Source organism: Vibrio bathopelagicus, from assembly GCF_014879975.1.
Lineage (GTDB): Bacteria > Pseudomonadota > Gammaproteobacteria > Enterobacterales > Vibrionaceae > Vibrio > Vibrio bathopelagicus.
Genome location: NZ_CP062500.1, coordinates 1,736,593 through 1,754,179 on the forward strand (window position 1 = coordinate 1,736,593; position 17,587 = coordinate 1,754,179).

Annotated in this window: 17 protein-coding genes and 4 pseudogenes; 14 read left to right on the plus strand and 7 right to left on the minus strand. The window is 41.1% G+C overall.

Annotated elements, in window-relative coordinates:
* Positions 1–319: 319 nt before the first annotated feature.
* On the minus strand, positions 320–601 hold the full coding sequence (locus tag IHV80_RS07615) for a helix-turn-helix domain-containing protein (protein ID WP_226088518.1): 282 nt from the start codon (positions 599–601) through the stop codon (positions 320–322).
* A 114-nt stretch (positions 602–715) separates the two neighbouring features.
* Between IHV80_RS07615 and IHV80_RS07620 the strand changes: the two are divergent.
* The 3 genes and pseudogenes from IHV80_RS07620 (at position 716) to IHV80_RS07630 (ending at position 2,989) form a co-directional block, all read left to right on the plus strand.
* Positions 716–1,797: pseudogene (locus IHV80_RS07620) on the plus strand (replication initiation factor domain-containing protein).
* Between the two features lie 56 nt (positions 1,798–1,853).
* Positions 1,854–2,324, plus strand: a complete 471-nt coding sequence (locus IHV80_RS07625; protein ID WP_192890641.1) for a helix-turn-helix domain-containing protein — start codon at positions 1,854–1,856, stop codon at positions 2,322–2,324.
* A gap of 419 nt (positions 2,325–2,743) precedes the next feature.
* Positions 2,744–2,989, plus strand: a complete 246-nt coding sequence (locus IHV80_RS07630) for a hypothetical protein (protein ID WP_019824186.1) — start codon at positions 2,744–2,746, stop codon at positions 2,987–2,989.
* Positions 2,990–3,446: 457 nt separating this feature from the next.
* Here IHV80_RS07630 and IHV80_RS07635 read toward each other — a convergent pair whose 3' ends face one another.
* Positions 3,447–3,674 (minus strand): helix-turn-helix domain-containing protein, encoded by a 228-nt coding sequence (locus IHV80_RS07635; RefSeq protein WP_226088519.1) that lies wholly within the window; start codon positions 3,672–3,674, stop codon positions 3,447–3,449.
* A 155-nt stretch (positions 3,675–3,829) separates the two neighbouring features.
* Between IHV80_RS07635 and IHV80_RS07640 the strand changes: the two are divergent.
* From IHV80_RS07640 to IHV80_RS07650, 3 genes and pseudogenes are all read left to right on the plus strand, one after another.
* Positions 3,830–4,909 (plus strand): annotated as a pseudogene (locus tag IHV80_RS07640) (replication initiation factor domain-containing protein).
* 6 nt (positions 4,910–4,915) lie between these two features.
* A complete protein-coding gene (locus IHV80_RS07645; protein WP_192890642.1) occupies positions 4,916–5,437 on the plus strand; it encodes a helix-turn-helix domain-containing protein in 522 nt (173 codons plus the stop codon).
* Positions 5,438–5,857: 420 nt separating this feature from the next.
* The gene (locus tag IHV80_RS07650) at positions 5,858–6,103 is read left to right on the plus strand and encodes a hypothetical protein (protein WP_019824186.1); all 246 of its coding nucleotides are present in this window, start codon (positions 5,858–5,860) and stop codon (positions 6,101–6,103) included.
* Positions 6,104–6,560: 457 nt separating this feature from the next.
* Here the strand turns inward: IHV80_RS07650 and IHV80_RS07655 are convergent, their stop codons facing one another.
* A complete protein-coding gene (locus IHV80_RS07655; protein ID WP_226088520.1) occupies positions 6,561–6,830 on the minus strand; it encodes a helix-turn-helix domain-containing protein in 270 nt (89 codons plus the stop codon).
* A gap of 114 nt (positions 6,831–6,944) precedes the next feature.
* On the opposite strand from IHV80_RS07655, the pseudogene IHV80_RS07660 reads away from it, so the two are divergent.
* The 4 genes and pseudogenes from IHV80_RS07660 to IHV80_RS07670 all read left to right on the plus strand — a co-directional run bounded on the left by IHV80_RS07660 (position 6,945) and on the right by IHV80_RS07670 (position 9,218).
* Positions 6,945–8,025 (plus strand): annotated as a pseudogene (locus IHV80_RS07660) (replication initiation factor domain-containing protein).
* Positions 8,026–8,081: 56 nt separating this feature from the next.
* On the plus strand, positions 8,082–8,477 hold the full coding sequence (locus tag IHV80_RS25460; RefSeq protein WP_192890643.1) for a helix-turn-helix domain-containing protein: 396 nt from the start codon (positions 8,082–8,084) through the stop codon (positions 8,475–8,477).
* A complete protein-coding gene (locus IHV80_RS25325) occupies positions 8,429–8,551 on the plus strand; it encodes a hypothetical protein (RefSeq protein ID WP_264158430.1) in 123 nt (40 codons plus the stop codon). The genes IHV80_RS25460 and IHV80_RS25325 overlap by 49 nt, the downstream gene beginning before the upstream one ends.
* A 421-nt stretch (positions 8,552–8,972) precedes the next feature.
* Positions 8,973–9,218 carry a hypothetical protein gene (locus IHV80_RS07670; RefSeq protein ID WP_019824186.1) on the plus strand — a complete coding sequence of 82 codons (246 nt, stop codon included), beginning with the start codon at positions 8,973–8,975 and terminating at the stop codon, positions 9,216–9,218.
* A 458-nt stretch (positions 9,219–9,676) separates the two neighbouring features.
* Here the strand turns inward: IHV80_RS07670 and IHV80_RS07675 are convergent, their stop codons facing one another.
* Positions 9,677–9,946 carry a helix-turn-helix domain-containing protein gene (locus tag IHV80_RS07675; protein WP_226088520.1) on the minus strand — a complete coding sequence of 90 codons (270 nt, stop codon included), beginning with the start codon at positions 9,944–9,946 and terminating at the stop codon, positions 9,677–9,679.
* Between the two features lie 114 nt (positions 9,947–10,060).
* On the opposite strand from IHV80_RS07675, the pseudogene IHV80_RS07680 reads away from it, so the two are divergent.
* The 3 genes and pseudogenes from IHV80_RS07680 to IHV80_RS07690 all read left to right on the plus strand — a co-directional run bounded on the left by IHV80_RS07680 (position 10,061) and on the right by IHV80_RS07690 (position 12,335).
* Positions 10,061–11,141: pseudogene (locus tag IHV80_RS07680) on the plus strand (replication initiation factor domain-containing protein).
* Between the two features lie 6 nt (positions 11,142–11,147).
* Positions 11,148–11,669: a helix-turn-helix domain-containing protein gene (locus tag IHV80_RS07685; RefSeq protein WP_192890642.1), complete on the plus strand. Its 522-nt coding sequence runs from the start codon at positions 11,148–11,150 to the stop codon at positions 11,667–11,669.
* Between the two features lie 420 nt (positions 11,670–12,089).
* The gene (locus IHV80_RS07690) at positions 12,090–12,335 is read left to right on the plus strand and encodes a hypothetical protein (RefSeq protein WP_019824186.1); all 246 of its coding nucleotides are present in this window, start codon (positions 12,090–12,092) and stop codon (positions 12,333–12,335) included.
* Positions 12,336–12,509: 174 nt separating this feature from the next.
* Here IHV80_RS07690 and IHV80_RS07695 read toward each other — a convergent pair whose 3' ends face one another.
* From IHV80_RS07695 to IHV80_RS07705, 3 genes are all read right to left on the minus strand, one after another.
* Positions 12,510–14,237 carry a response regulator gene (locus IHV80_RS07695; protein WP_192890644.1) on the minus strand — a complete coding sequence of 576 codons (1,728 nt, stop codon included), beginning with the start codon at positions 14,235–14,237 and terminating at the stop codon, positions 12,510–12,512.
* Entirely contained in the window at positions 14,237–15,421 is a 1,185-nt protein-coding gene (locus tag IHV80_RS07700; RefSeq protein WP_192890645.1) for an FIST signal transduction protein, read from the minus strand. The genes IHV80_RS07695 and IHV80_RS07700 overlap by 1 nt, the downstream gene beginning before the upstream one ends.
* Positions 15,422–15,536: 115 nt before the next feature.
* Positions 15,537–15,902 (minus strand): hypothetical protein, encoded by a 366-nt coding sequence (locus IHV80_RS07705; RefSeq protein WP_192890646.1) that lies wholly within the window; start codon positions 15,900–15,902, stop codon positions 15,537–15,539.
* 251 nt (positions 15,903–16,153) lie between these two features.
* Here IHV80_RS07705 and ccoN point away from each other — a divergent pair, with 251 nt between their 5' ends.
* Positions 16,154–17,587 carry a cytochrome-c oxidase, cbb3-type subunit I gene (gene ccoN, locus IHV80_RS07710; protein ID WP_102437077.1) on the plus strand — a complete coding sequence of 478 codons (1,434 nt, stop codon included), beginning with the start codon at positions 16,154–16,156 and terminating at the stop codon, positions 17,585–17,587.

Genomic DNA, 17,587 nt, shown 5'->3' on the forward strand with positions numbered 1-17,587 from the left:
GCCCGTAACATAATTCGCACAATACGCACTTACATCGATACAGTTAATTCTTAACTTACTGAAAAGCCTAGTATTTCCACTAGGCTTTTTACTTTTCCTTTTAGTTTGCCGACCTGACAACAAGTGAGAACGACGAAGACTGAGGAGGCCGAACGCGGCGGAGGGAGCGAAACCCCCGTCTAGTATTACGGGGTTAATTCCACGGAACTGTCAGCCTTCACCGTGTATTCGCAAGTGTAACGCGCCAGTGTTTGAGCGTTAGCGAGTTATCTATAGTGTTTTTGATAACTCGATGTTTTGTCTTCTGTATATCAGACCGTCAATTATTAGCATTATTGATTTTTTCCTCATCCTCCAGTTTATCTATTAACTCCATTCTTGAGTTTAACTGCTCGTTTAAGGATGGTTTTTCTCCTCCTACTAGCTCTGAGACTGAGACCCCATATAGCCTTGCTATTTTTTCCACCACTTCTAATTGCAGGGATTGGGTGCCTTTTTCATACTTTATGTATGTTGATTTTGTAATGCCGATAGCTTTTGCAACATCTTCTTGTCGCATTTTTCTACCCTCTCTAAGCCACTTTATTTTATCTTCAAACATAAAAAGCCCCTTAATTGGTTAATTTATTTAATTATAAGGAGTGTTTTTTATCCAGTGACTTGAAAATGTAAATTTTTATATCTAGTATGGATGAAAAGTTACACTTGACAGGTTTTGGGATTTAATGAAAAGAATATTTTTACAGTAGAAGAGCTACAAATCGACACTGAGGCTACGCCTTTCGTTTTTGTTGATTACTTGTCTTTTTCATTTCCGTACTCATCACTCCGTCATGCTCACAAGTCTGATTTGTCTAATCCTTGTTGGGCACCATTACCAAAACCAACGTATCAGCGTGTTCGTTGTCCTAAGCGAAAAGCAAAACTAGAGGATCTTTATCGTTCTAAATGGCGCGTTGCCATGCTTGACCGTTTGGAAGTTTTTGTCTTCACGTTTTAGGTTTGAGAATGTCTCCGTGGCGTGAAAAGGGGCTTAATGGTTATGAGGATTCCTGTCATTTGACTCCTAAACATTCTCGTCAGCACGTTGGTTTTGTGGCTCTCGGTGGTAACCGTGATACCTGTTATATACAGCTTGAAGGGCTAGGGTGTCGTTCTCTTGTTGAGCATACATCTTTGTTTCGTTTGCATTGGTGGTTACAGCTTCTCGATTGCTCGAAGCTTTCTCGTATTGATTTGGCTGTCGATGATTTTCACGGTCTTTTGGTCGTGATTATGCAAAGAAAGCCTATTCAGATGATGCGTTTAGAACTAGTTCAAGAGGTAGAACGCCAGTTGCTGGCGAACGTGTTTTTAAAGAGGCTAATGGTCGTGTTGTTAATGAATCGTTTGAAGTGGGTAGTCGTCAATCTAGGGTTTACTGGCGTATTTATAACAAGGCTGCTCAATTAGGGCTTGATATGTATTGGTTTCGCAATGAGGTGGAATTGAAGGACTTTCCTATTGATGTTCTGCTCGATATTAGCGGTTATTTTGCCGGAATTTGCGATTTCTCGGCTTCAATCGTGGCTTCTTGCCCTGTAAAGGTGATCACAAAAGTCTTCAATCGCTCTCGATATTCACGGGAGAGCAAAGTGGGCGCGTCGTCAGGTTGGTCGAACGCTTGCGGATTTAGCTAAATATTTTGATGGGGATATTGAAAAGGTTTTCGGTCTCCTCGTGTCCAGTGAACATCAGGATTCGGAGTTTAGTCTTCCTGATATTCATCAAAAATTACTTAAAGAAATAACGGGGTAGCATATTATGAATTCTTCTTTTACCGTGATTATAGAGAAACTCAACATAAGGCTTTATTGGTTCGTGGTTGTAAAATTTGGACGGATGAGGAGCGTCATGAGATTAAAGAACTCTATGCTTCAGGGCGTTCTTATCGTGATATAGCTGAGCATTTTGGTGTTAGCTATCCCTCTGTTTCAAAGCAAATTTTGATGCTAGGTCTTTCTTCTAGGCGTAAGCCGTATTCACCTCGAGATAAGGATTACATCAGGAAGCATCATGCGACTAAGTCCTATAAACAGATTGCAAAGGATTTAGGTCGTAGCTATGGGGGTGTTAGGCGTTTTGCTGCTAAGATGGGGCTTGAACACAATTGTGGGGAGTCACATCGTCTTTGTAAGTTTTCAGATAATGATATTGAGCTCATGCGACAGCTTCACGATGATGGTTGTAGCGTTATTGATATCGCTTTGAAGATGGAAGCTCATTATGATTATGTTTCATCAGTTGTTAACTACAAGTCTCGCGCTTACATTTCTGTTCAATAATCAAATTCTATTTTTGAATGCTCAAAATTCAATATTGATTCGGTCTAACCCCGTAGGGATAAGGGCACTCTTCATACTTTTGGGGAGTGCCTTTTTATGCCCGAAAATCAGGAGCTTGCGACCGTAGCATAGCTAAAGACGCAAACGAAAACCTTCATCTTGCTAAGCGCTCTTAAAGCTTGGTTAGGCTTTGTTGGGTGTTTTTGGGTGGTTATAGTTTTACTGGCTCTCTGATAGCTCTCTGTGCGTATTATGGTTTCTATGCACTAAATAGCTGTGGTCACTGGTGACTCTTAAATCTGTCTAAGTGCGTATTATGATTTTTATGTTTGCTATCAAAACACGCACCGGTTCCTGGACTCGAGTTGTTATTTTGCTACCATAATCAAACCAGGTAATTTGTGCAGAAAGGAAAAATGATGGCAATTACAATTCGAGACACAACAGAGCATGAGAAAATGCTTTCAGACCTAAAAGACCAAACCAACACGTCTACAATGAGTAAGGCACTAATCAAGGGCGGTTATGAGGCTTTGAAGTATCGAGAGCTTTACTTATCAGAGGTTCGCAAGAATGAGCAGCTTAGAGATAAGCTGTATCGTAATGGTAAGGCCGTTTCTGGTTATCTGGACGCCTTAGACGGTCTTAAACAAATTAGCTCTTAGTGCGTATTATGGGTATGAATTATGTTGAGGGTTTGCCAGCGGCCTAGAACGCTAGGGAATGTGGCTAATGAGGTCGCTATAGCCGTTTACGTGGTGCGTCCGAATTAGATCATTCCCTAAGGGCTAGCCCGTAACATAATTCGCACAATACGCACTTACATCGATACAGTTAATTCTTAACTTACTGAAAAGCCTAGTATTTCCACTAGGCTTTTTTACTTTTCCTTTTAGTTTGCCGACCTGACAACAAGTGAGAACGACGAAGACTGAGGAGGCCGAACGCGGCGGAGGAGCGAAACCCCGTCTAGTATTACGGGGTTAATTCCACGGAACTGTCAGCCTTCACCGTGTATTCGCAAGTGTAACGCGCCAGTGTTTGAGCGTTAGCGAGTTATCTATAGTGTTTTTGATAACTCGATGTTTTGTCTTCTGTATATCAGACCGTCAATTATTAGCATTATTGATTTTTTTCCTCATCCTCCAGTTTATCTATTAACTCCATTCTTGAGTTTAACTGCTCGTTTAAGGATGGTTTTTCTCCTCCTACTAGCTCTGAGACTGAGACCCCATATAGCCTTGCTATTTTTTCCACCACTTCTAATTGCAGGGATTGGGTGCCTTTTTCATACTTTATGTATGTTGATTTTGTAATGCCGATAGCTTTTGCAACATCTTCTTGTCGCATTTTCTACCCTCTCTAAGCCACTTTATTTTATCTTCAAACATAAAAGCCCCTTAATTGGTTAATTTATTTAATTATAAGGAGTGTTTTTTATCCAGTGACTTGAAAATGTAAATTTTTATATCTAGTATGGATGAAAAGTTACACTTGACAGGTTTTTGGGATTTAATGAAAAGAATATTTTTACAGTAGAAGAGCTACAAATCGACACTGAGGCTACGCCTTTCGTTTTGTTGATTACTTGTCTTTTCATTTCCGTACTCATCACTCCGTCATGCTCACAAGTCTGATTTGTCTAATCCTTGTTGGGCACCATTACCAAAACCAACGTATCAGCGTGTTCGTTGTCCTAAGCGAAAAGCAAAACTAGAGGATCTTTATCGTTCTAAATGGCGCGTTGCCATGCTTGACCGTTTGGAAGTTTTTGTCTTCACGTTTTAGGTTTGAGAATGTCTCCGTGGCGTGAAAAGGGGCTTAATGGTTATGAGGATTCCTGTCATTTGACTCCTAAACATTCTCGTCAGCACGTTGGTTTTGTGGCTCTCGGTGGTAACCGTGATACCTGTTATATACAGCTTGAAGGGCTAGGGTGTCGTTCTCTTGTTGAGCATACATCTTTGTTTCGTTTGCATTGGTGGTTACAGCTTCTCGATTGCTCGAAGCTTTCTCGTATTGATTTGGCTGTCGATGATTTTCACGGTCTTTTGGTCGTGATTATGCAAAGAAAGCCTATTCAGATGATGCGTTTAGAACTAGTTCAAGAGGTAGAACGCCAGTTGCTGGCGAACGTGTTTTTAAAGAGGCTAATGGTCGTGTTGTTAATGAATCGTTTGAAGTGGGTAGTCGTCAATCTAGGGTTTACTGGCGTATTTATAACAAGGCTGCTCAATTAGGGCTTGATATGTATTGGTTTCGCAATGAGGTGGAATTGAAGGACTTTCCTATTGATGTTCTGCTCGATATTAGCGGTTATTTTGCCGGAATTTGCGATTTCTCGGCTTCAATCGTGGCTTCTTGCCCTGTAAAGGTGATCACAAAAGTCTTCAATCGCTCTCGATATTCACGGGAGAGCAAAGTGGGCGCGTCGTCAGGTTGGTCGAACGCTTGCGGATTTAGCTAAATATTTTGATGGGGATATTGAAAAGGTTTTCGGTCTCCTCGTGTCCAGTGAACATCAGGATTCGGAGTTTAGTCTTCCTGATATTCATCAAAAATTACTTAAAGAAATAACGGGGTAGCATATTATGAATTCTTCTTTTTACCGTGATTATAGAGAAACTCAACATAAGGCTTTATTGGTTCGTGGTTGTAAAATTTGGACGGATGAGGAGCGTCATGAGATTAAAGAACTCTATGCTTCAGGGCGTTCTTATCGTGATATAGCTGAGCATTTTGGTGTTAGCTATCCCTCTGTTTCAAAGCAAATTTTGATGCTAGGTCTTTCTTCTAGGCGTAAGCCGTATTCACCTCGAGATAAGGATTACATCAGGAAGCATCATGCGACTAAGTCCTATAAACAGATTGCAAAGGATTTAGGTCGTAGCTATGGGGGTGTTAGGCGTTTTGCTGCTAAGATGGGGCTTGAACACAATTGTGGGGAGTCACATCGTCTTTGTAAGTTTTCAGATAATGATATTGAGCTCATGCGACAGCTTCACGATGATGGTTGTAGCGTTATTGATATCGCTTTGAAGATGGAAGCTCATTATGATTATGTTTCATCAGTTGTTAACTACAAGTCTCGCGCTTACATTTCTGTTCAATAATCAAATTCTATTTTTGAATGCTCAAAATTCAATATTGATTCGGTCTAACCCCGTAGGGATAAGGGCACTCTTCATACTTTTGGGGAGTGCCTTTTTATTGCCCGAAAATCAGGAGCTTGCGACCGTAGCATAGCTAAAGACGCAAACGAAAACCTTCATCTTGCTAAGCGCTCTTAAAGCTTGGTTAGGCTTTGTTGGGTGTTTTTGGGTGGTTATAGTTTTACTGGCTCTCTGATAGCTCTCTGTGCGTATTATGGTTTCTATGCACTAAATAGCTGTGGTCACTGGTGACTCTTAAATCTGTCTAAGTGCGTATTATGATTTTTATGTTTGCTATCAAAACACGCACCGGTTCCTGGACTCGAGTTGTTATTTTGCTACCATAATCAAACCAGGTAATTTGTGCAGAAAGGAAAAATGATGGCAATTACAATTCGAGACACAACAGAGCATGAGAAAATGCTTTCAGACCTAAAAGACCAAACCAACACGTCTACAATGAGTAAGGCACTAATCAAGGGCGGTTATGAGGCTTTGAAGTATCGAGAGCTTTACTTATCAGAGGTTCGCAAGAATGAGCAGCTTAGAGATAAGCTGTATCGTAATGGTAAGGCCGTTTCTGGTTATCTGGACGCCTTAGACGGTCTTAAACAAATTAGCTCTTAGTGCGTATTATGGGTATGAATTATGTTGAGGGTTTGCCAGCGGCCTAGAACGCTAGGGAATGTGGCTAATGAGGTCGCTATAGCCGTTTACGTGGTGCGTCCGAATTAGATCATTCCCTAAGGGCTAGCCCGTAACATAATTCGCACAATACGCACTTACATCGATACAGTTAATTCTTAACTTACTGAAAAGCCTAGTATTTCCACTAGGCTTTTTACTTTTCCTTTTAGTTTGCCGACCTGACAACAAGTGAGAACGACGAAGACTGAGGAGGCCGAACGCGGCGGAGGAGCGAAACCCCGTCTAGTATTACGGGGGTTAATTCCACGGAACTGTCAGCCTTCACCGTGTATTCGCAAGTGTAACGCGCCAGTGTTTGAGCGTTAGCGAGTTATCTATAGTGTTTTTGATAACTCGATGTTTTGTCTTCTGTATATCAGACCGTCAATTATTAGCATTATTGATTTTTTTCCTCATCCTCCAGTTTATCTATTAACTCCATTCTTGAGTTTAACTGCTCGTTTAAGGATGGTTTTTCTCCTCCTACTAGCTCTGAGACTGAGACCCCATATAGCCTTGCTATTTTTTCCACCACTTCTAATTGCGGGGATTGGGTGCCTTTTTCATACTTTATGTATGTTGATTTTGTAATGCCGATAGCTTTTGCAACATCTTCTTGTCGCATTTTTCTACCCTCTCTAAGCCACTTTATTTTATCTTCAAACATAAAAAGCCCCTTAATTGGTTAATTTATTTAATTATAAGGAGTGTTTTTTATCCAGTGACTTGAAAATGTAAATTTTTATATCTAGTATGGATGAAAAGTTACACTTGACAGGTTTTGGGATTTAATGAAAAGAATATTTTTACAGTAGAAGAGCTACAAATCGACACTGAGGCTACGCCTTTCGTTTTTGTTGATTACTTGTCTTTTCATTTCCGTACTCATCACTCCGTCATGCTCACAAGTCTGATTTGTCTAATCCTTGTTGGGCACCATTACCAAAACCAACGTATCAGCGTGTTCGTTGTCCTAAGCGAAAAGCAAAACTAGAGGATCTTTATCGTTCTAAATGGCGCGTTGCCATGCTTGACCGTTTGGAAGTTTTTTGTCTTCACGTTTTAGGTTTGAGAATGTCTCCGTGGCGTGAAAAGGGGCTTAATGGTTATGAGGATTCCTGTCATTTGACTCCTAAACATTCTCGTCAGCACGTTGGTTTTGTGGCTCTCGGTGGTAACCGTGATACCTGTTATATACAGCTTGAAGGGCTAGGGTGTCGTTCTCTTGTTGAGCATACATCTTTGTTTCGTTTGCATTGGTGGTTACAGCTTCTCGATTGCTCGAAGCTTTCTCGTATTGATTTGGCTGTCGATGATTTTCACGGTCTTTTGGTCGTGATTATGCAAAGAAAGCCTATTCAGATGATGCGTTTAGAACTAGTTCAAGAGGTAGAACGCCAGTTGCTGGCGAACGTGTTTTTAAAGAGGCTAATGGTCGTGTTGTTAATGAATCGTTTGAAGTGGGTAGTCGTCAATCTAGGGTTTACTGGCGTATTTATAACAAGGCTGCTCAATTAGGGCTTGATATGTATTGGTTTCGCAATGAGGTGGAATTGAAGGACTTTCCTATTGATGTTCTGCTCGATATTAGCGGTTATTTTGCCGGAATTTGCGATTTCTCGGCTTCAATCGTGGCTTCTTGCCCTGTAAAGGTGATCACAAAAGTCTTCAATCGCTCTCGATATTCACGGAGAGCAAAGTGGGCGCGTCGTCAGGTTGGTCGAACGCTTGCGGATTTAGCTAAATATTTTGATGGGGATATTGAAAAGGTTTTCGGTCTCCTCGTGTCCAGTGAACATCAGGATTCGGAGTTTAGTCTTCCTGATATTCATCAAAAATTACTTAAAGAAATAACGGGGTAGCATATTATGAATTCTTCTTTTACCGTGATTATAGAGAAACTCAACATAAGGCTTTATTGGTTCGTGGTTGTAAAATTTGGACGGATGAGGAGCGTCATGAGATTAAAGAACTCTATGCTTCAGGGCGTTCTTATCGTGATATAGCTGAGCATTTTGGTGTTAGCTATCCCTCTGTTTCAAAGCAAATTTTGATGCTAGGTCTTTCTTCTAGGCGTAAGCCGTATTCACCTCGAGATAAGGATTACATCAGGAAGCATCATGCGACTAAGTCCTATAAACAGATTGCAAAGGATTTAGGTCGTAGCTATGGGGGTGTTAGGCGTTTTGCTGCTAAGATGGGGCTTGAACACAATTGTGGGAGTCACATCGTCTTTGTAAGTTTTCAGATAATGATATTGAGCTCATGCGACAGCTTCACGATGATGGTTGTAGCGTTATTGATATCGCTTTGAAGATGGAAGCTCATTATGATTATGTTTCATCAGTTGTTAACTACAAGTCTCGCGCTTACATTTCTGTTCAATAATCAAATTCTATTTTTGAATGCTCAAAATTCAATATTGATTCGGTCTAACCCCGTAGGGATAAGGGCACTCTTCATACTTTTGGGGAGTGCCTTTTTATTGCCCGAAAATCAGGGAGCTTGCGACCGTAGCATAGCTAAAGACGCAAACGAAAACCTTCATCTTGCTAAGCGCTCTTAAAGCTTGGTTAGGCTTTGTTGGGTGTTTTTGGGTGGTTATAGTTTTACTGGCTCTCTGATAGCTCTCTGTGCGTATTATGGTTTCTATGCACTAAATAGCTGTGGTCACTGGTGACTCTTAAATCTGTCTAAGTGCGTATTATGATTTTTATGTTTGCTATCAAAACACGCACCGGTTCCTGGACTCGAGTTGTTATTTTGCTACCATAATCAAACCAGGTAATTTGTGCAGAAAGGAAAAATGATGGCAATTACAATTCGAGACACAACAGAGCATGAGAAAATGCTTTCAGACCTAAAAGACCAAACCAACACGTCTACAATGAGTAAGGCACTAATCAAGGGCGGTTATGAGGCTTTGAAGTATCGAGAGCTTTACTTATCAGAGGTTCGCAAGAATGAGCAGCTTAGAGATAAGCTGTATCGTAATGGTAAGGCCGTTTCTGGTTATCTGGACGCCTTAGACGGTCTTAAACAAATTAGCTCTTAGTGCGTATTATGGGTATGAATTATGTTGAGGGTTTGCCAGCGGCCTAGAACGCTAGGGAATGTGGCTAATGAGGTCGCTATAGCCGTTTACGTGGTGCGTCCGAATTAGATCATTCCCTAAGGGCTAGCCCGTAACATAATTCGCACAATACGCACTTACATCGATACAGTTAATTCTTAACTTACTGAAAAGCCTAGTATTTCCACTAGGCTTTTTACTTTTCCTTTTAGTTTGCCGACCTGACAACAAGTGAGAACGACGAAGACTGAGGAGGCCGAACGCGGCGGAGGGAGCGAAACCCCGTCTAGTATTACGGGGGTTAATTCCACGGAACTGTCAGCCTTCACCGTGTATTCGCAAGTGTAACGCGCCAGTGTTTGAGCGTTAGCGAGTTATCTATAGTGTTTTTGATAACTCGATGTTTTGTCTTCTGTATATCAGACCGTCAATTATTAGCATTATTGATTTTTTTCCTCATCCTCCAGTTTATCTATTAACTCCATTCTTGAGTTTAACTGCTCGTTTAAGGATGGTTTTTCTCCTCCTACTAGCTCTGAGACTGAGACCCCATATAGCCTTGCTATTTTTTCCACCACTTCTAATTGCGGGGATTGGGTGCCTTTTTCATACTTTATGTATGTTGATTTTGTAATGCCGATAGCTTTTGCAACATCTTCTTGTCGCATTTTTCTACCCTCTCTAAGCCACTTTATTTTATCTTCAAACATAAAAGCCCCTTAATTGGTTAATTTATTTAATTATAAGGAGTGTTTTTTATCCAGTGACTTGAAAATGTAAATTTTTATATCTAGTATGGATGAAAAGTTACACTTGACAGGTTTTTGGGATTTAATGAAAAGAATATTTTTACAGTAGAAGAGCTACAAATCGACACTGAGGCTACGCCTTCGTTTTGTTGATTACTTGTCTTTTTCATTTCCGTACTCATCACTCCGTCATGCTCACAAGTCTGATTTGTCTAATCCTTGTTGGGCACCATTACCAAAACCAACGTATCAGCGTGTTCGTTGTCCTAAGCGAAAAGCAAAACTAGAGGATCTTTATCGTTCTAAATGGCGCGTTGCCATGCTTGACCGTTTGGAAGTTTTTGTCTTCACGTTTTAGGTTTGAGAATGTCTCCGTGGCGTGAAAAGGGGCTTAATGGTTATGAGGATTCCTGTCATTTGACTCCTAAACATTCTCGTCAGCACGTTGGTTTTGTGGCTCTCGGTGGTAACCGTGATACCTGTTATATACAGCTTGAAGGGCTAGGGTGTCGTTCTCTTGTTGAGCATACATCTTTGTTTCGTTTGCATTGGTGGTTACAGCTTCTCGATTGCTCGAAGCTTTCTCGTATTGATTTGGCTGTCGATGATTTTCACGGTCTTTTGGTCGTGATTATGCAAAGAAAGCCTATTCAGATGATGCGTTTAGAACTAGTTCAAGAGGTAGAACGCCAGTTGCTGGCGAACGTGTTTTTAAAGAGGCTAATGGTCGTGTTGTTAATGAATCGTTTGAAGTGGGTAGTCGTCAATCTAGGGTTTACTGGCGTATTTATAACAAGGCTGCTCAATTAGGGCTTGATATGTATTGGTTTCGCAATGAGGTGGAATTGAAGGACTTTCCTATTGATGTTCTGCTCGATATTAGCGGTTATTTTGCCGGAATTTGCGATTTCTCGGCTTCAATCGTGGCTTCTTGCCCTGTAAAGGTGATCACAAAAAGTCTTCAATCGCTCTCGATATTCACGGGAGAGCAAAGTGGGCGCGTCGTCAGGTTGGTCGAACGCTTGCGGATTTAGCTAAATATTTTGATGGGGATATTGAAAAGGTTTTCGGTCTCCTCGTGTCCAGTGAACATCAGGATTCGGAGTTTAGTCTTCCTGATATTCATCAAAAATTACTTAAAGAAATAACGGGGTAGCATATTATGAATTCTTCTTTTTACCGTGATTATAGAGAAACTCAACATAAGGCTTTATTGGTTCGTGGTTGTAAAATTTGGACGGATGAGGAGCGTCATGAGATTAAAGAACTCTATGCTTCAGGGCGTTCTTATCGTGATATAGCTGAGCATTTTGGTGTTAGCTATCCCTCTGTTTCAAAGCAAATTTTGATGCTAGGTCTTTCTTCTAGGCGTAAGCCGTATTCACCTCGAGATAAGGATTACATCAGGAAGCATCATGCGACTAAGTCCTATAAACAGATTGCAAAGGATTTAGGTCGTAGCTATGGGGGTGTTAGGCGTTTTGCTGCTAAGATGGGGCTTGAACACAATTGTGGGGAGTCACATCGTCTTTGTAAGTTTTCAGATAATGATATTGAGCTCATGCGACAGCTTCACGATGATGGTTGTAGCGTTATTGATATCGCTTTGAAGATGGAAGCTCATTATGATTATGTTTCATCAGTTGTTAACTACAAGTCTCGCGCTTACATTTCTGTTCAATAATCAAATTCTATTTTTGAATGCTCAAAATTCAATATTGATTCGGTCTAACCCCGTAGGGATAAGGGCACTCTTCATACTTTTGGGGAGTGCCTTTTATTGCCCGAAAATCAGGGAGCTTGCGACCGTAGCATAGCTAAAGACGCAAACGAAAACCTTCATCTTGCTAAGCGCTCTTAAAGCTTGGTTAGGCTTTGTTGGGTGTTTTTGGGTGGTTATAGTTTTACTGGCTCTCTGATAGCTCTCTGTGCGTATTATGGTTTCTATGCACTAAATAGCTGTGGTCACTGGTGACTCTTAAATCTGTCTAAGTGCGTATTATGATTTTTATGTTTGCTATCAAAACACGCACCGGTTCCTGGACTCGAGTTGTTATTTTGCTACCATAATCAAACCAGGTAATTTGTGCAGAAAGGAAAAATGATGGCAATTACAATTCGAGACACAACAGAGCATGAGAAAATGCTTTCAGACCTAAAAGACCAAACCAACACGTCTACAATGAGTAAGGCACTAATCAAGGGCGGTTATGAGGCTTTGAAGTATCGAGAGCTTTACTTATCAGAGGTTCGCAAGAATGAGCAGCTTAGAGATAAGCTGTATCGTAATGGTAAGGCCGTTTCTGGTTATCTGGACGCCTTAGACGGTCTTAAACAAATTAGCTCTTAGTGCGTATTATGTATATTATGTTAAATTGATTTTGATGTTTATAAGGCAGGTCTCATTGTGTGATGCCCTGTCTCTCTTTTTAGTGCTAGTTCAGTGTTCTATTTAACAGTAAGGCTATTTACCATAAAATACCTAATAAACATATATCCTAATCTTCGATTCAGAATATATTTATTAGACTTCAAGCATTAGTCTGTCAATTGCTTCAGTAATTTCTTTGGTTCTTACTGGCTTGGTGACGAAATCATTCATGCCGACATCTAAACAAGAAAATCGGTCTTCTACTGATGTGTGTGCTGTTAGCGCGACAATTGGTGTTTGTATGTTTGCTTCTCTCATGTATTTGGTTGTGGTCAATCCATCCATTACCGGCATCGACACATCCATTAAGATAATGTCTATTGAATCGCTGTCTCTTTCAATAAAGCCTATGGCTTCTTCTCCGTTGCTTGCGATGAAAACCTCGTGGCCTTGTCGCGTTAAGATTAACTTTATAACCATTTGATTGGTTGGATTGTCTTCTACAACCAATACTGAGTATCGACTTCTTGGTTGTTCTTGAATCTGCAGATCGTTCTGTCTGCTTGTTTTGTCACAGACGACTCTCGTCGAAACTGGCAATTGCACTTCGAACTTGGAGCCTTGTCCTAGCTCGCTGTTTACAAAGATTCGACCTCGCATCAACTCAACAAGACGTTTGGTGATCGCCAATCCTAAGCCTGTACCACCAAACCTTCTAGTAATCGTGCTATCGGCTTGAACAAACGGACTGAATAATGACGAAAGCTGCTGCGCGCTGATTCCAATCCCTGAATCTTCTACCGTGATATAGAACGAGCTTTGTTGATACTTGATCGACACATGTACTTGTCCGCGCTCGGTAAACTTGATTGCATTGCCAATCAAATTAAAGAGGATCTGCGCCAAACGACTCTGGTCGATATAATGAAGCTCGTCTTCAGGGATATCGGTTGTTACCGTCAAGGCTAAACCTTTGCTGTCTGCGGCCTTTCTTTGTTCGGATAAAACAAAAGTGACAGTGTCTCTTACGTTGTTCCACTGAGGTGCTAACGAGAAACACCCAGATTCGATCTTAGAGAAATCTAACACGTCACTGATAATAGCCAGCAAAAGCTCAGACGATGTACTCATATTAAGCAGTATAGATTGCTGGTCTTGAGTTAGCGCGGTGGATTTTAGTGTGTCGATTAGTCCAATAATGGCGTTCAACGGTGTCCTGAGCTCGTGACTCATCATCGCGAGGAATTCAGATTTCGCTTTGTTGGCTTCTTCTGCTTCCTTTCTTGCGTTAACAAGCTCTGCGGTTCGTTCTCTTACTGTAGCTTCAAGTTTTTCTTTGTTCTCTATATCGAAGACTGCTCGTTCAATTAGAGGACGGAAACGGTTTAAGGTTGCTTTGGTTTCAATGCTGAAGTGCTTGGTGTTGGAGTGGATAAAGATAATGACGGATTGAGTTAGACCACTATCAATACCAGTGATCAGAACGGAGTTAATTTGGTCGAGAACAATGGGATGCAAAGAGTTGAATTCACCCAGAGATTTGGGTTCAAAAAGGATGGCGCATTCTCCATTGATGACACGCGAAAGCTTGCCGCAATCGTTCCATTTCATCTGTTCAAAGACTTTGTTATTGGTTAACAAGGTTTTGAAAGCACCGTCGTTCCCTACCCTTGATACCACAATAAAGTCATCGAATTTAATGTATTTCTTGAGGACAAACTCCAAGCTAGAGAATATCTCGGAAATGTTACCCGCTTTACTGATCGCAGAGATAGTCGATAAGATCACCCTATTCTCTTCAGCGAGTTTTCGTTCACGGAGTTTTAGTTTTTGCAGTTCAATACGAGCTTCTTGCAGCGCTTCTTGACCTTCGGTACTCATTACTTTTTTAACCTATAAAACGTTGCTGAGGATACCATCAAGTTTCCGTGCGCGTTTTCCCCACCAGAGAGCCTTCCTTGCTCGCCAAAAGTAAACGGACAGATATATGGCAGGCCGTTAAGTGCCTGATTTATCTGGTCGCAGACCTCATCCATATCTTGTTTCAGGTGTAGCATTGGTCCTGCGCAAAATATGTTGATCGCCCCTAATTTTTCTTCAAGATCCATGTCGTTATAATAAGAAGAATGAATGATGTTGGCGGCACGGCTGATAAGTTGTTGCTTAGAGCCCTGCATCAAATAGATGGTGTCGCCTTCATTTATATCAGTGAACAACTCGATACCGTTACACTCAGTTTCTCTGATCGAATGCGATAACTTGAAATATGGGTAGTCGTAAGAGGAACCGACCTTTCGGCCTAATGGATAAACGGTCGATTTTTCAAAAATATACCCATCATCACTGCCACCTAAATGAAAATTGGTCCATTCATTATAAACGGTGGTTGCAGGCCTATTGTCGATCTCTAATAGTATTCGATTTCTTACCTTGGTGACGGTACCTGAAAATTGAGTCGGCGTATGCCCTGAGCTTAGTGATGAATATATAGATTGCGATGCAAATACTACAGTCAACGATACGCCGTTAATAGAGAGAGACTCTTCGTTGAATATGCTCCAATTTCCGGACACTTGATTGTCAGCGGCGCTACCACCAACAATGGGTACCTCTGTACCAAATTTTGTATCGATAGCCGCCATCACCTTCTCTTCATTACCAGGAGTGGAATGAAGTAAGATTAAGTCAGGTATTTCACCCTCTCTATTTGCATTTATCAGTGCTTTGTCGATAGCTCGAAAGGTACTTGTTTCTATTGAATCCGAAAAGTGTTCGATGCCGGTTCCATAGGCATTGATCCCTGAGTCATAGATGATAAGAACGCCAATGACTGGCCCTGAATGAAATCCAGTTTCTGTCATGATGCCATGGCAAGTAGTGCATCCGTGGATAGGAGTATTTGGAAGAGCGTCTACCAAATATCGCTGTACAGCGAGTGTTGAATACTCTTCTGTACAGTAGCAAATGAGACAAGCTATCTGCTCTGGGGTCTCAACTCCAGAGAGTAACTCATCTACCGCAATTTTATCATCTAAGGAATAAGAGACTTTTGAGCGAAATTTCATAGATTTCTGAATACTTTATTAATAGCTTATTTATAACACCTTTATGCATTAAGTTTTACTGATTTAGTACATCTTTCTATCAATAAACTACGGTGTAAGTGATTTCTATGCTTTGTTATTCTTTTGAAATGTTGACTAAATATGTGCCACTTTGTTGTGGGAATGTGATGGTTATTGATGAAGCTTTATCCGTCGTTTTCAATACCAAATTTGACGCTTCATTTTCCTCTAGAATTCCCTCTCCATCATGGCTAATGATAAATTCACCAGTTTTAGATGTTTCGATTAAATAGCCTAGGTTATCGTCCGAAATTAAAACATTATGTTTATCAATAGTAATTTGACAAGGTTTTGAAACTATACAGTTTATCGTCTCGTCTTGGTCGTATGTCACTGTTCTCCAAGTAAATGCCGCTATTAAAACAACCAACATGCCGATAATTTGAGCAAGCCTGCCTTTTGTTAGCTTTTGTGCCGCCATTATAATCTTTACTCCTTGTTACAAAGTTCAAAGTTTTTAAATAAAAATCCAATTCCAGACCAAGCGTAAGGTTACTACTCTGTCATTGATTTGTTAATTCAAGTATAGTGTCGCGTTGAAAATACCACTTTTTTTAAAATCAGCAAGTGGAAATAAAGCCCTGAATAGGCTGAATTTCCTTTTCTAATTTGGGTGGTATTACGACGTGAGTCGTGTTGGAAGTAAAGTGTAGTAAATAAGAAATTGGAAGCATGCAAATGAGCCAAGAAAAGCAGCTTGAACAAAACTACAACTATACGGTCGTCCGTCAATTTACCCTCGTTACAATTTTGTGGGGTATTGTCGGTATGGGCGTTGGTGTTTTGATTGCCGCTCAATTAGTTTGGCCACAGCTAAACTTTGATACGCCGTGGTTGACGTACAGTCGTTTACGTCCCCTGCATACTAATGCGGTTATTTTTGCGTTCGGTACAAGTGCGCTGTTTGCAACATCATATTATGTTGTTCAACGTACCTGTCAGACGCGTCTCTTTGGTGGTCCTCTCGTAGCCTTTACCTTTTGGGGTTGGCAAGCGATTATCCTGTCCGCTGCGATTACTTTACCGTTAGGTTTAACCTCTGGTAAAGAATACGCAGAACTTGAATGGCCAATCGATATTGCTATTACTCTTGTGTGGGTAGCTTATGCCGTCGTGTTCTTCGGAACTATGATTAAGCGTAAGACATCGCACATTTATGTAGCTAACTGGTTCTTCGGAGCCTTCATCATCACGGTTGCCGTGTTGCACATAGTGAACAGTCTAGCTGTTCCAGTATCTGCGTTTAAATCGTACTCGATTTACTCCGGTGCTATCGATGCAATGGTGCAATGGTGGTACGGACACAATGCGGTAGGCTTCCTATTGACAGCTGGTTTCCTAGGTATGATGTATTACTTCGTTCCTAAACAAGCTGGTCGCCCTGTTTACTCTTACCGTTTGTCGATTGTTCACTTCTGGGCTCTTGTGTCTCTGTATATCTGGGCTGGTCCTCACCACCTACACTACACTGCACTTCCAGACTGGACTCAGTCTCTAGGTATGGTTATGTCTTTGGTTCTGTTTGCTCCATCTTGGGGTGGCATGATCAACGGTATTATGACTCTATCTGGCGCGTGGCATAAGCTACGTTACGACCCAATCCTCCGTTTCCTAATCGTTTCTCTATCATTCTACGGCATGTCGACTTTCGAAGGCCCAATGATGGCAATCAAAACGGTTAATGCACTATCTCACTACACGGACTGGACTATTGGTCACGTTCACTCTGGTGCGTTAGGTTGGGTTGCAATGGTTTCAATTGGTTCGGTTTACCACTTAGTTCCTAAACTATTTGGTCAAGAGCGTATGTACTCTGTATCTCTAATCAATGTTCACTTCTGGTTAGCAACGATTGGTACCGTTTTCTACATTGTTGCAATGTGGATCTCTGGTGTGATGCAAGGTCTGATGTGGCGTGCAGTTAACTCTGACGGTACATTGACTTACAGCTTTGTAGAATCTGTAGAAGCTTCTTACCCGTTCTACTTTGTACGCTTCTTAGGTGGTCTCATCTTCCTATCTGGTATGTTCTTACTGGCATACAACACGTACAAAACTGTTTCTGCACCTAAAGATAGCCTTAAAGCTATCCCTCAACCGGCTTAA